Raw genomic sequence first — 13353 nt, 5'->3', positions numbered from 1 at the left:
ACGCTGGGATGAGTGGAACAGGACGTACGGATGACGGCCGCGGCCGGCTCGGCAGCATGCTGTCGGGGCTGGCGGTGGCCGTCGGCTGTGTGCTCTTCCTCGGCGGGTTCGCCTGGGCAGCCGTGGAGTACCGGCCGTACACGGTGCCGACCGAGTCGATGACCCCGACGGTGAACGCGGGCGACCGGGTGCTCGCACAACGGGTGGACGGCAGCGAGGTGCGCCGCGGCGATGTGGTGGTGTTCACCGATCCGGCGTGGGGCGAAATGCCGATGGTGAAGCGGGTCGTCGGGATCGGCGGCGACAAGGTCGCCTGCTGCGAGAAGGACGGCCGGCTCACGGTCAACGGCATACCCGTTGAGGAACCGTATCTGCAGTCGGCGGACCCCGCCTCGGCGAACGACTTCACGGCCGAGGTGCCCAAGGGCCAGCTCTTTCTTCTGGGCGACGACCGCCGGGTCTCGCTGGACTCCCGGGTCCATCTGGAGGACGGCGGACAGGGCTCGGTGCCCCGCAGCGCCGTGACGGCCCGGGTGGACGCCGTCGCCTGGCCGCTGGGCAGCATGATCGGACGGCCGCAGGCCTTCGCCGCGCTGCCGGGCGGGGTGTCGTCGGCCGGACCGCTCGAGCTTCAGCTCGGGGCCGTGATCGGCGGCGTGGTGCTGATCCTGGCCGGTGCCGTGTACGGTCCGGTCGCCGCCCGGTCGAAGCGGAACAAGCAGAGGAAGGCGCCCGCCGGTGTCCGCTGAGCAGCGCAAGGTCTCCCGCCTGGTACTCCTCGATCCGGACGACCGCATCCTGCTGATGCACGGGTTCGAACCGGAGAACCCGGCGAGCACCTGGTGGTTCACCCCCGGCGGAGGGCTGGAGGGTGACGAGACCCGCGAGCAGGCCGCGCTGCGCGAACTGGCCGAGGAGACCGGGATCCGGGACGTCGAGCTGGGCCCGGTCCTCTGGAAGCGGCTGTGCTCCTTCCCCTTCGACGGCCGGCGCTGGAGACAGGACGAGTGGTACTTCCTCGCCCGTACTACGCGGACCCTGACGGACACCAGCGGGCAGACCGGGCTGGAACGGCGCAGTGTCGCGGGTCTGAGGTGGTGGACCTCCGCCGAACTGTCGGCGACGCGTGAGACGGTGTACCCGACCAGACTCGCCGGGCTGCTGCGCACGCTGCTCGACGAGGGTCCCCCGCGTTCGCCGTTGGTTCTGGCTCCCGAAATCGCCTGAGCGTCCGGGGCGCCGGGGCCTGGCGCACAATGGGGGAACGCACGGCTGAAGGGGAACATGTCAATGAGCGCCGAGGACCTCGAGAAGTACGAGACCGAGATGGAGCTGAAGCTCTACCGGGAGTACCGCGATGTCGTCGGTCTGTTCAAATATGTGATCGAGACCGAACGGCGCTTCTACCTCACCAACGACTACGAGATGCAGGTGCACTCGGTCCAGGGTGAGGTGTTTTTCGAGGTGTCCATGGCGGATGCCTGGGTCTGGGACATGTACCGGCCCGCACGGTTCGTCAAGCAGGTCCGGGTGCTGACGTTCAAGGACGTCAACATCGAGGAGCTCAACAAGAGCGATCTCGAACTTCCGGGTGGCTGAGTTGTCCACATCCGCCGGCTTGTCCACCAAGATCCACTAGCTTCGGGCGGACGCGTCAGAGTCGGTGCCGGAGGTGGTGCCGATATGAACGCACGGGGGGCACTCGGGCGGTACGGCGAGGATCTGGCGGCGCGGCTGCTGATCGATGCCGGCATGGCCGTACTGGAGCGCAACTGGCGCTGTCGCACCGGCGAGATCGACATTGTCGCGCTGGACGGCGACGCGCTCGTCATCTGTGAGGTGAAGACGCGCAGGGCGGGTGCCTTCGAGCACCCGATGGCCGCCGTCACACCGGCCAAGGCGGACCGCCTGCGCCGGCTGGCCGAACTCTGGCTGGACCGGCACGGCGGCCCGCCGCCCGGCGGGGTGCGGATCGACCTCGTCGGCGTGGTGCTGCCCAGGCGTGGCGCGCCGCTGGCCGAGCATGCGCGGGGGGTGGCCTGATGGGGTTCGCGCGTGCCTGCTCGGTGGCCCTGGTCGGCGTCGAGGGCGTGGTGGTGGAGGTCCAGGCGGACCTGGAGGCGGGTGTGGCGGCCTTCACCCTGGTGGGGCTGCCGGACAAGAGCCTGGTGGAGAGCCGCGACCGGGTCAGGGCGGCGGTGGTCAATTCCGGCGCGGAGTGGCCGCAGAAGAAGCTCACGGTGGGTCTTTCCCCGGCCTCGGTCCCCAAGGGCGGTTCGGGTTTCGATCTCGCCGTGGCGTGTGCGGTGCTCGGCGCGGCCGAGCGGATCGACCCCGCTTCGATCGCCGACGTCGTGATGATCGGGGAGCTGGGGCTCGACGGCCGGGTGCGGCCGGTGCGCGGGGTACTGCCCGCCGTGCTGGCCGCCGCGGAGGCCGGGTACCGGCAGGTGGTCGTCCCCGAACAGACGGCGGGCGAGGCGGCCCTGGTACCCGGGGTCTCCGTGCTCGGCGTACGGAGCCTGCGGCAGCTGATCGCCGTGCTCTGCGACGAACCGGTGCCCGAGGAGCAGGAGCCCCACGACCAGGGGCGTCCCGACACCATGCTGGCCGGTCTCATGGTGCCCGGCGCCGGTATGGGCACCGGCATCGCCAGGGGCTCGGCACAGGGCGAGGGACACCGGCCGGACCTGGCGGACGTCGCGGGCCAGGAGCGGCCGCGCAAGGCCCTGGAGGTCGCGGCGGCCGGTGGCCACCACCTCCTGCTGTCCGGACCGCCGGGCGCCGGCAAGACGATGCTCGCCGAACGGCTGCCCGCGATCCTGCCGCCCCTGACCAGGCAGGAATCCCTTGAGGTGACCGCGGTCCACTCGGTGGCGGGCATCCTGCCGCCGGGCGAACCCCTGGTCTCCCGGGCCCCGTACTGCGCACCGCACCACTCGGCGACCATGCAGTCGCTGGTAGGCGGGGGCAACGGGCTGCCGAGGCCCGGCGCGGTGTCGCTGGCCCATCGCGGCATCCTCTTCCTGGACGAGGCGCCGGAATTCTCCGTACGGGCCCTGGACGCGCTGCGCCAGCCGCTGGAGTCGGGGCACGTGGTGGTGGCCCGCAGCGCCGGGGTGGTGCGGCTGCCCGCCCGCTTCCTGATGGTGCTGGCCGCCAACCCGTGCCCGTGCGGGCGGCACACCCTGAGCGGTGCCGGGTGCGAATGCCCTCCCGCGTCGGTCCGGCGCTACCAGGCCCGGCTCTCCGGTCCGTTGCTCGACCGGGTGGATCTGCGGGTGGCCGTCGACCCCGTCAAGCGCGCGGACCTGATGGGGCAGGGCGGCCGGGGCGAGTCGACCGCGACGGTCGCCGCCCGGGTGCGGGAGGCGCGGGGGCGGGCGGCGGAGCGGCTGGCCGGCACCCCCTGGACCACCAACAGCGAGGTCCCCGGACATGAGCTGAGGACCCGGCTGGTCGCGGCGCCGGGGGCGCTGATGGCGGCCGAGCGGGACATGGAGCGGGGCCTGCTCACCGCGCGGGGCCTGGACCGGGTCCTGCGGGTGGCGTGGACCGTCGCGGATCTGCGGGGCGCCGGCCGACCGGACGCCTCGGACATCGCGGTGGCGCTGGAGCTGCGCACCGGGATTCCGCGAGGGGCCCCGATGACGGCGGGCGCGGCATGACGGGGCAGGGGGCCGGGGGGTGCGGCTCGCCGCCCGAGGGGCTCCCGAGGGTGCCGGGAACGGGTGACCGGGAGCGGCAGGTAGGGGCGTACGGCGGGGTGGGCGAGGGCGAGCGGCAGAAGCGGGCCGCCGGCGGGGTGGGCGACGGGGAGCGGCTGGCGCGGGCCGCCCTGACCCGGGTCATGGAGCCGGGGGACGAACGGGGCGGCCGCTGGCTGCGGGAGTGCGGCGCCGGGGAACTGCTGCGGCGGATCACGGCCCGGGACGGATCGGCCGAGCAGCTGAGCGGCATGACGGCGAAGCGCCTGGCCGGCTATCGACTGCGGGCGGAGGTGGCCGACCCCGGGCGCGACCTGGAGGCGGTGGCGGCGGTCGGCGGGCGCTTCGTCTGTCCGGGCGACCGCGAGTGGCCGAGCCAGCTCGACGACCTGGGCGACACCAGGCCGACCGGGCTCTGGGTGCGGGGGAGGCCCGATCTGCGGCTCTGGGCGCTGCGTTCCGTCGCGGTGGTCGGTGCCCGCGCCTGCACCCCGTACGGGGCGCACATGGCGACGACACTCGGCGCCGGACTCGCGGAGCTGGGGTGGGTGGTCGTCTCGGGCGCGGCCTTCGGGGTCGACGGGGCCGCTCACCGGGGGGCCCTCGCCGCCGGTGGGGCGACGGCGGCGGTGCTGGCCTGCGGGGTGGACGTCGTGTACCCCCGCGGACATGCCGAACTGATCGGACGCGTGGCCGAACAGGGGCTCCTCATCGGTGAGCTGCCGCCGGCCGAACATCCCACCCGCAGCCGGTTCATCCTCCGGAACAGGGTGATCGCCGCGTTGACGCGGGGAACCGTCGTGGTCGAGGCGGAGTACCGCAGCGGTTCACTGGTCACGGCGCGCTGCGCCCAGCGGCTCGGTCGCTTCACCATGGGCGTTCCGGGACCTGCCACCAGCGGTCTGTCGGCAGGCGTCCATGAACTCCTGCGAGGAGAGGGAGTGCTGGTGACGGACGCGGCGGAAGTCGCCGAACTGGTGGGTGACATGGGGGAGCTCGCCCCGCCCCGGCACGGTCCGGTGCTTCCGCGGGACCTTCTGGACGCCGGCTGCACCCGGGTTCTCGACGCGCTGCCGGCCCGCGGCGCCGCCGACGCACGCGAGGTGGCCCGCACCGCGGGAACGGGTGCCGACGAGGCGCTCGCCAAGCTGTACGAACTGCACTCACTGGGGTTCGTCGAACGTCATGGCGATGGATGGCAGTTGACGCGACGGTCTATTTGCAATGACGACGCGCGGCGAGGCGGTACTTGACCTGGGGCATTCGGGTGAAAAGGTGATGCCGATGACCTCGGCGGATCGTTCGGCAACGCCTCCGGGGCCGGCGCGCGACGCGTCGGCCCCGGAGGCCGGCCATGTCCTCGTCCGCGGTGATGTCCGTCGCCGAGTCCGGTGTCGTGTCCGCTCTCCCGGAAGTGCACAGCGCCGATCCCATATCCTGCGCGCACCGCGACACTTCAGTCACGCTACGCTCACAAGGATCCCGCTCCAGACGCAAATTCCCCAGTAATTCACAGCAGAACGGCTCAAGGCACCACATGCCCCAGCACACCTCCGGGTCTGACCGAGCGGCAGTACCACCGGCTGCGCGTGGCACTGTGCGCCCTCCCGCCCCCTCCTCGCTCGACGAGTTGTGGCGTTCGTACAAGACCACGGGCGACGAGCGGCTGCGGGAGCAGCTGATCCTGCACTACTCGCCCCTGGTGAAGTACGTCGCCGGCCGGGTGAGCGTGGGCCTGCCGTCCAACGTCGAGCAGGCGGACTTCGTCTCCTCGGGGGTCTTCGGGCTGATCGACGCGATCGAGAAGTTCGACATCGAGCGTGCGATCAAGTTCGAGACATACGCGATCACCCGCATCCGGGGCGCGATGATCGACGAACTCCGGGCGCTGGACTGGATCCCCCGCTCCGTGCGCCAGAAGGCGCGGGCGGTGGAACGCGCCTACGCGACGCTGGAGGCGCGGCTGCGGCGTACCCCGTCGGAGGCGGAGGTCGCGGCGGAGATGGAGATCGCGCTGGAGGAACTCCACGCGGTTTTCAGCCAGTTGTCACTGGCCAATGTGGTCGCGCTGGAGGAGCTGCTCCATGTGGGCGGCGAGGGCGGCGACCGGCTGAGCCTGATGGACACGCTTGAGGACACCGCCGCCGACAATCCGGTGGAAGTGGCCGAGGGCCGTGAGCTCAGGAGGCTGCTCGCCCGAGCGATCAACACCCTCCCGGACCGGGAGAAGACGGTCGTCACGCTCTACTACTACGAGGGACTCACCCTTGCCGAGATCGGCAACGTCCTCGGGGTCACCGAGAGCCGGGTCAGCCAGATCCACACCAAGTCGGTGCTGCAGCTGCGCGCGAAACTGGCCGACGCCGGGCGCTGACAACACCACCGGGAACACCACCGGAGAACACCTCCGGGCACGCCCGGCCGGGTCTGCTCCGGCCACTGATCGGGGGCACCCGCCCCCTCCCGGGCACCGGTCGCCGTAGAGTGGACGCGTGCCCAGGATTCGAGCGGCCTCTGTGGCCGAGCACCGGACCATGCAGCGCGGCGCCCTCCTGGACGCAGCGCGTTCCCTGCTGTCCGAGGGAGGCACGGAGGCATTGACCTTCCCCGCCCTCGCCGAACGCACGGGCCTCGCCCGGTCCTCCGTCTACGAGTACTTCCGGTCCCGCGCGGCCGTCGTGGAAGAACTCTGCACCGTCGACTTCCCCGTCTGGGCGGCCGAGGTGGAGAACGCGATGGAGCGGGCGCAGACGCCGGAGGAGAAGATCGAGGCGTATGTGCGACGGCAGCTCGATCTGGTGGGGGACCGGCGCCACCGGGCCGTCGTCGCGATCTCCGCGAGCGAACTGGACGCGGGCGCCCGGGAGAAGATCCGTGCCGCCCACGGCGGGCTGATCGCCATGATCGTCGAGGCGCTCGGCGACCTCGGCCACGAGCAGCCCCGGCTGGCGGCCATGCTGTTGCAGGGCTCCGTGGACGCCGCGGTGCGACGTATCGAACTCAGCGTGGCGGAGGAGCCGGGCGTGATCGCGGACACCGCGGTCGCCATGATCCTCTGCGGTGTCCGGGGCGCCCCCGGCGGCCAGGGCTGACACCGGCGCGCCCACACGGCGCCCCTGAGCAGCGCGGGGAAGGCCCGCCCGCTCTCCTGCGCCGCCGCCGGGTCCCCGCCGGACGTCGGTGCGGGTCCGGGTCCGGGAACGCCGGTCACCGGCAGCAGCCGGGAGGGTCCGCGCCGCAGTAGTGAGGGCGGCAGCAGAGACAGCGGGTCCAGATACGCCGCCGCGCGGCGCAGGCCCCAGTGCAGACAGCCCGAAGCGCAGTGGGACGGCCCCGTCCCCATGACCGCCACCACCTGTCCCGCGGTGACCTCGTCCCCCTTGGTGACCAAAGGGCGCACCGGCTCGTACGTGGTCCGCAGCGGTGGATCGCCCGTCCCCGCGAGCTCGATCGCCAGCACCCCTCGTCCGGCGACGCCACCCGCGAACGAGACCCGGCCGGAGGCGGCCGCGAGCACCGCTGTTCCCGGTCCGGCGCCGAGGTCCACCCCGCGGTGCCCCCGCCCGTACTCCGTGGCGGGCGGCTCCCACCCCCGTACGACCATCGGCCGCCCCGCCAGCGGCCAGACGCCATCGCGGTCCGGCGGTTCCACCGGGACCGGCGCCGTCACCGGTGCGGGCGGCTGTCCCGCGGCCGGCGCGGCGACTCCGCAGCACCCCATCGCGAGAAGCGCCGCGGCGGCCGCCGCCGATGCCGCCCGCACCAGACGCCCCGGACCGCCGCCCGGTGCGCCGCGGCCCCGGTGCCGGGCACGGCATCCGTCCCGGTCAGATGTGTTTCGCATGGCACAACCGTCCCCCGCCGGGCCGGTTCGCGGGGATCATGGACCGGATCTGTGGAGTACCGGCCGGTTGTGGACAGCGCCGTCACCCGGCACTCGACGGGTCCCGTACACTTCTTGTGGCGATCCGGGTCACCGGGTCGACTTCGCACGCCCCGCCATCTCCCTCTCAACGGAGGTGGCCGCGCTCCTCGGTCCCTCGTGGCACGGCGCGTCGGGGCGTCAGGCGCGACAGCAATCCTGCGGTCGCGATAACCGAGCACCTCAAGGAGTACGGCCATGGCCGTCGTCACGATGCGGGAGCTGCTGGAAAGCGGCGTCCACTTCGGTCACCAGACCCGTCGTTGGAACCCGAAGATGAAGCGTTTCATCTTCACGGAGCGCAACGGCATTTACATCATCGACCTGCTCCAGTCGCTGTCGTACATCGACCGCGCCTACGAGTTCGTCAAGGAGACCGTCGCCCACGGCGGCTCCATCATGTTCGTGGGTACGAAGAAGCAGGCCCAGGAGGCCATCGCCGAGCAGGCGACGCGCGTCGGCATGCCGTACGTCAACCAGCGTTGGCTCGGTGGCATGCTCACCAACTTCTCCACCGTCTACAAGCGCCTTCAGCGTCTGAAGGAGCTTGAGCTCATCGACTTCGAGGACGTGGCCGCCTCCGGCCTCACCAAGAAGGAGCTCCTGGTTCTCTCCCGCGAGAAGGCCAAGCTGGAGAAGACCCTCGGTGGTATCCGCGAGATGCAGAAGGTGCCGAGCGCCGTCTGGATCGTCGACACCAAGAAGGAGCACATCGCCGTCGGTGAGGCGCGCAAGCTCCACATCCCGGTCGTCGCGATCCTGGACACCAACTGCGACCCCGACGAGGTCGACTACAAGATTCCGGGCAACGACGACGCGATCCGCTCCGTCACCCTGCTCACCCGCGTGATCGCCGACGCCGTCGCCGAGGGCCTCATCGCCCGCTCCGGCGCTGCGACCGGCGACTCGAAGCCGGGCGAGAAGGCCGCCGGTGAGCCGCTCGCCGAGTGGGAGCGCGACCTGCTCGAGGGCGACAAGAAGGCCGACGCCGAGGTCCAGACCTCCGCCGAGACCGAGAAGGTCGCGGACGCCGCCGAGACGCCGGCCGAGGCTGAGGCCGAGGTCGCCGCCGAGGCTCCCGCCACCGAGACGCCGGCCGTCGAGGCCCCCGCCGCCGAGGCTCCGGCCGCGGACGGCGAGCAGGCCTGACACCCGTCACGGCTGACGACGGCGGGGGCCGGTGCGACAAGCACCGCCCCCGCCGTTCACCCGTAGATCTTTCAGACTTCGAGAGAGAAATACAGACTCATGGCGAACTACACCGCCGCTGACGTCAAGAAGCTCCGTGAGCTCACCGGCGCCGGCATGATGGACTGCAAGAAGGCGCTCGACGAGGCCGATGGCAGCGTCGATGGTGCCGTCGAGGCCCTTCGTATCAAGGGCCAGAAGGGCGTCGCCAAGCGCGAGGGCCGTTCTGCCGAGAACGGCGCCGTCGTCTCCCTCATCTCCGAGGACAACACCTCCGGTGTCCTGCTCGAGCTGAAGTGCGAGACGGACTTCGTCGCCAAGGGCGAGAAGTTCCAGGCCGTCGCCAACGCGCTGGCCGCGCACGTCGCCGCCACCTCGCCGGCCGACCTGGCCGCGCTGCTCTCCTCCGAGATCGAGGCCGGCAAGACGGTTCAGGCGTACGTCGACGAGGCCAACGCCAACCTCGGTGAGAAGATCGTCCTGGACCGCTTCGAGCAGTTCACCGGCGCCTACGTCTCCGTGTACATGCACCGCACCATGCCCGACCTGCCGCCGCAGATCGGTGTCCTGGTCGAGCTCGACAAGGCCGACGCCGACCTGGCGAAGGGCCTTGCCCAGCACATCGCCGCCTTCGCGCCGAAGTACCTCTCCCGCGAGGACGTCCCGGCCGAGATCGTCGAGACCGAGCGTCGTGTCGCCGAGGAGACCACGCGCGCCGAGGGCAAGCCCGAGGCCGCGCTCCCGAAGATCGTCGAGGGTCGCGTCAACGGCTTCTTCAAGGAGGCCACCCTCCTCGGCCAGCCGTATGCGCTGGACAACAAGAAGTCCGTCCAGAAGGTCCTGGACGAGGCCGGTGTCAGCCTGAAGCGCTTCTCGCGCATCAAGGTCGGCATCTGAGTCCGTCCGCGAAAAACGGTGGACCCCGATAGGGTCTGGTGCAGTCGACGGCCGCACACCGCCGTACGACCGCAGATCTGACGAGGAGGCCATTGCCGCTGAGGGACATCGGACCCACCGGCAATGGCCTTCTTCGTATGTGCACGAGGAGAATCTCCATGAACAAGGGCGCGGACGCCGCAACAGGTGACCACAGGCGCGACGACGGCAAGGTGGCCGGACGCTTCATGCTGAAGCTGTCCGGAGAGGCGTTCGCCGGTGGCGGGGGTCTCGGTGTCGACCCCGACGTCGTACACGCCATCGCACGCGAGATCGCGGCGGTCGTCCGGGACGGCGCGGAAATCGCGATCGTCATCGGCGGCGGCAACTTCTTCCGCGGCGCCGAGCTCCAGCAGCGCGGCATGGACCGGGCCCGGTCCGACTACATGGGCATGCTCGGCACCGTCATGAACTGCCTCGCGCTCCAGGACTTCCTGGAGAAGGAGGGCATCGACTCCCGCGTCCAGACCGCCATCACCATGGGCCAGGTCGCGGAACCGTACATCCCGCTGCGCGCCGTACGGCACCTGGAGAAGGGCCGCGTCGTCATCTTCGGCGCCGGTATGGGCATGCCGTACTTCTCCACCGACACCACCGCGGCCCAGCGCGCCCTGGAGATCGACGCCGAGGCGCTGCTGATGGGCAAGAACGGTGTGGACGGGGTCTACGACTCCGACCCGAAGACCAACCCCGGAGCGGTGAAGTTCGACGCGCTGGAGTACAGCGAGGTGCTCGCCCGCGACCTCAAGGTCGCCGACGCCACCGCCATCACGCTCTGCCGTGACAACCAGCTGCCGATCCTCGTCTTCGAGCTGACGACGGCGGGCAATATCGCCCGCGCCGTCAAGGGTGAGAAGATCGGTTCGCTCGTGAGCGACCAGAGCACCCGGGCCTGAGAACCGGGGGACCGAACCGGGGCGACCCGGTGAGTTCCCGGGGCCCGCGGTAGGGGCCCGAAGGATGGACAACGGCCTGCCGGTCGGACACCGTGCAGGTGAGGACGCGACGCAGGACCCGCCGGGCCCGAGCACGCCGGGCCCACTCAAGACACGCAGGAGCACGTGGTGATCGAAGAAACCCTCCTCGAGGCCGAGGAGAAGATGGAGAAGGCCGTCGTGGTCGCGAAAGAGGACTTCGCCGCGATCCGCACCGGCCGTGCGCACCCGGCGATGTTCAACAAGATCGTCGCCGACTACTACGGCGCGCTGACCCCGATCAACCAGCTGGCCTCGTTCTCGGTGCCCGAGCCCCGCATGGCCGTCGTGACGCCGTTCGACAAGACGGCGCTGCGCAACATCGAGCAGGCCATCCGCGACTCCGACCTCGGGGTCAACCCGAGCAACGACGGCAATATCATCCGGGTGAACTTCCCCGACCTCACCGAAGAGCGCCGTCGCGACTACATCAAGGTCGCGAAGACCAAGGCCGAGGACTCCAAGATCTCGATCCGCGCGGTCCGCCGCAAGGCCAAGGAGATCCTCGACAAGCTGGTCAAGGACAAGGAGTCCGGCGAGGACGAGGTACGTCGCGCCGAGAAGGAGCTCGACGACACCACCGCGAAGTACGTCGCGCAGGTGGACGAGCTGCTGAAGCACAAGGAAGCCGAGCTGCTCGAAGTCTGATGAACGACTCTTCCTGGGGCGCCCCGCAGGGCGTCGGCCACGGGGCCGCTCCCGAGATGCGGGCCGCTCCGGCGGGTCCTGCATACGATGTGCATAACGCCCAGCAGACTCGGCCCATGCCCATCGTGCCGGACGTTCCCGACGCAGGTAGAGACGCTGACGACCGTGATGACCGGGACCAGGGGGCCGCACGCCTGAGCGGCGGCCCCTTGTTCCGCGACGAGAAGCCGCAGGAGCCCATGTCCACCGCGCCGCCACCCCCGCAGAAGAAACGTGCGGGCCGTGATCTCGGAGCCGCCATAGGGGTCGGCGTCGGGCTGGGTGCCGTCGTCGTCGCCTCGCTCTTCATCGTCAAGGCCGTCTTCGTCGGTGTGATCGCGGTCGCCGTCGTCGTGGGCCTCTGGGAGCTCACCTCCCGGCTGGAGGAGCGCAAGGGCATCAAGGCGCCGCTCGTTCCCCTCGCGGTCGGTGGCGCGGCGATGGTCGTTGCCGGTTACGCGCGAGGCGCCGAGGGCGCCTGGGCCGCCATGGCGCTGACCGCTCTCGCGGTACTCGTCTGGCGGATGACCCAACCGCCGGAGGGCTACCTCAAGGACGTCACGGCCGGCGTTTTCGCCGCGTTCTACGTACCGTTCCTGGCCACCTTCGTCGCCATGCTCCTGACCGCGGCCGACGGGCCGCAGCGGGTGCTGACCTTCCTGCTGCTGACCGTGGTCAGCGATACCGGCGCGTACGCCGTCGGCTGGCGGTTCGGCAAGCACAAGCTCGCACCGCGGATCAGCCCCGGGAAGACCCGCGAGGGCCTCTTCGGAGCCGTGGCCTTCGCGATGGTTGCCGGTGCGCTGTGCATGGAGTTCCTGATCGACGACGGCGCCTGGTGGCAGGGCCTGCTGCTCGGCCTCGCGGTCGCCGCCAGCGCCACCCTCGGTGACCTGGGCGAGTCCATGATCAAGCGGGACCTCGGGATCAAGGACATGGGCACGCTGCTGCCCGGCCACGGCGGCATCATGGACCGGCTGGACTCCCTGTTGCCGACCGCCCCGGTGGTCTGGCTGCTGATGGTCCTGTTCGTCGGCTCCGGCTGAGCGTCCGTACGCGTCACCACGAGTGGGGCCCACCGTCCATGGACGGTGGGCCCCACTCGTGTCCGGTGAGGTCAGCCGCGTTCCCGCAGGGCCGAGCGCATGTGCTGATACCGCTCGATCGCCCGCTTGCGTATCCACACGAGCCAGCAGCTGAACACGATCACGCCCACGCCGAAGACCAGGGGCAGGGCCGGTGAGCCGGTGGTGACCCCGAGGACCAGCATGCCCACCGCGGTCAGGCCCATGAAGCCCAGCCAGTAGGGCAGCCACCGGCTGCCCCGCTCCATCTTCCCGAGCTGGTCCTCGACCAGCCGGCGCATGACCGCCCGCTCCTCGGGATCCTCCGGCACCTCGCGGTGCCGGATCCTGCGGCCGAGGTCGATGAGCGTGTCGGGCCGCGCGCCGGTCGCACGGCTGGTCCTGCGGCGTTGGTACGCCACGACCCCGATGACCACCGCGGTGTAGACGAGACTCCGGACCGCCCATAACGCCGGATGATCGTCCCGGCGGAACACGGCTTCGAGGCCCAGCCCCAGCACGAAGAGCACCAGGGCGTGTGCGGCCAGGCTGCGGCTGAACCAGTGCTTCACGGTGTGCACAACTGATACCTCCTGCTGGGTCGGTGGGCTGTCCTGTCACTCCGGGTACCCCGTCCGGCCCGGCTCAGGGGTGCTGCGCCGCCCCCACCGGTGTGGGGCGGGGCCACTGCCAGGTGTCCGGGACGCTGGAGGAACGGAAGCGGAGCCGCAGGGAAGGGGCATCATGGCCGGCGCGCGTTCGATCGAGCCCGGAGCTGTGGAGGCGTCCGCGCCACAGCGTGTTTGGTACACCTCGTGCGGCTCGAACACCCGTCTCGGCCGGCTCGCCTCCTGCATCGAGGGCGGCCGGCGCCG

At 70.9% G+C, this 13353-nt stretch carries 14 protein-coding genes and 1 pseudogene; 13 read left to right on the top strand and 2 right to left on the bottom strand.

The genetic code is table 11. The features are described from left to right. Window positions 1-8: 8 nt before the first annotated feature. From lepB to ACIO3R_RS29655, 8 genes are all read left to right on the top strand, one after another. Window positions 9-749, top strand: coding sequence for a signal peptidase I (gene lepB / locus ACIO3R_RS29690; protein WP_402110076.1), 741 nt, complete (start codon window positions 9-11; stop codon window positions 747-749). Then, window positions 739-1227 carry an NUDIX hydrolase gene (locus tag ACIO3R_RS29685; protein WP_402110074.1) on the top strand — a complete coding sequence of 163 codons (489 nt, stop codon included), beginning with the start codon at window positions 739-741 and terminating at the stop codon, window positions 1225-1227. The genes lepB and ACIO3R_RS29685 overlap by 11 nt, the downstream gene beginning before the upstream one ends. Window positions 1228-1290: 63 nt before the next feature. Then, complete coding sequence (locus ACIO3R_RS29680; protein WP_003965949.1) at window positions 1291-1599, top strand: DUF2469 domain-containing protein; 309 nt, start codon at window positions 1291-1293, stop codon at window positions 1597-1599. A gap of 84 nt (window positions 1600-1683) precedes the next feature. Further along, window positions 1684-2043: a YraN family protein gene (locus ACIO3R_RS29675; protein WP_385036150.1), complete on the top strand. Its 360-nt coding sequence runs from the start codon at window positions 1684-1686 to the stop codon at window positions 2041-2043. Further along, window positions 2043-3668, top strand: coding sequence for a YifB family Mg chelatase-like AAA ATPase (locus ACIO3R_RS29670; protein ID WP_385036149.1), 1626 nt, complete (start codon window positions 2043-2045; stop codon window positions 3666-3668). The genes ACIO3R_RS29675 and ACIO3R_RS29670 overlap by 1 nt, the downstream gene beginning before the upstream one ends. Then, a complete protein-coding gene (dprA, locus tag ACIO3R_RS29665; RefSeq protein ID WP_402110072.1) occupies window positions 3665-4960 on the top strand; it encodes a DNA-processing protein DprA in 1296 nt (431 codons plus the stop codon). The genes ACIO3R_RS29670 and dprA overlap by 4 nt, the downstream gene beginning before the upstream one ends. 284 nt (window positions 4961-5244) lie before the next feature. Further along, on the top strand, window positions 5245-6081 hold the full coding sequence (gene whiG / locus ACIO3R_RS29660; RefSeq protein ID WP_123461958.1) for an RNA polymerase sigma factor WhiG: 837 nt from the start codon (window positions 5245-5247) through the stop codon (window positions 6079-6081). Window positions 6082-6223: 142 nt separating this feature from the next. Then, a complete protein-coding gene (locus tag ACIO3R_RS29655; protein ID WP_363025253.1) occupies window positions 6224-6799 on the top strand; it encodes a helix-turn-helix domain-containing protein in 576 nt (191 codons plus the stop codon). Between the two features lie 98 nt (window positions 6800-6897). On the opposite strand, the pseudogene ACIO3R_RS29650 reads toward ACIO3R_RS29655, so the two are convergent. Next, window positions 6898-7428, bottom strand: a pseudogene (locus ACIO3R_RS29650) (murein hydrolase activator EnvC family protein); the annotation flags it as partial. Between the two features lie 399 nt (window positions 7429-7827). Between ACIO3R_RS29650 and rpsB the strand changes: the two are divergent. The 5 genes from rpsB to ACIO3R_RS29625 all read left to right on the top strand — a co-directional run bounded on the left by rpsB (window position 7828) and on the right by ACIO3R_RS29625 (window position 12460). After that, the gene (gene rpsB, locus ACIO3R_RS29645; RefSeq protein WP_073739114.1) at window positions 7828-8778 is read left to right on the top strand and encodes a 30S ribosomal protein S2; all 951 of its coding nucleotides are present in this window, start codon (window positions 7828-7830) and stop codon (window positions 8776-8778) included. Window positions 8779-8877: 99 nt separating this feature from the next. Continuing rightward, window positions 8878-9714, top strand: coding sequence for a translation elongation factor Ts (gene tsf, locus ACIO3R_RS29640; RefSeq protein ID WP_363025112.1), 837 nt, complete (start codon window positions 8878-8880; stop codon window positions 9712-9714). 158 nt (window positions 9715-9872) lie between these two features. Continuing rightward, window positions 9873-10649, top strand: coding sequence for a UMP kinase (gene pyrH, locus ACIO3R_RS29635; RefSeq protein WP_385036148.1), 777 nt, complete (start codon window positions 9873-9875; stop codon window positions 10647-10649). A gap of 168 nt (window positions 10650-10817) precedes the next feature. Further along, complete coding sequence (gene frr, locus ACIO3R_RS29630) at window positions 10818-11375, top strand: ribosome recycling factor (RefSeq protein ID WP_362966856.1); 558 nt, start codon at window positions 10818-10820, stop codon at window positions 11373-11375. Continuing rightward, window positions 11375-12460 carry a phosphatidate cytidylyltransferase gene (locus ACIO3R_RS29625; RefSeq protein WP_385036147.1) on the top strand — a complete coding sequence of 362 codons (1086 nt, stop codon included), beginning with the start codon at window positions 11375-11377 and terminating at the stop codon, window positions 12458-12460. The genes frr and ACIO3R_RS29625 overlap by 1 nt, the downstream gene beginning before the upstream one ends. 71 nt (window positions 12461-12531) lie before the next feature. Here the strand turns inward: ACIO3R_RS29625 and ACIO3R_RS29620 are convergent, their stop codons facing one another. Beyond that, the gene (locus tag ACIO3R_RS29620) at window positions 12532-13059 is read right to left on the bottom strand and encodes a hypothetical protein (protein WP_402110071.1); all 528 of its coding nucleotides are present in this window, start codon (window positions 13057-13059) and stop codon (window positions 12532-12534) included. Window positions 13060-13353 lie beyond the last annotated feature (294 nt).

Origin of the sequence: Streptomyces sp. NPDC087428 (assembly GCF_044744085.1) — a bacterium.
GTDB lineage: Bacteria > Actinomycetota > Actinomycetes > Streptomycetales > Streptomycetaceae > Streptomyces.
This window is presented reverse-complemented; position numbering and strand designations above follow the sequence as displayed.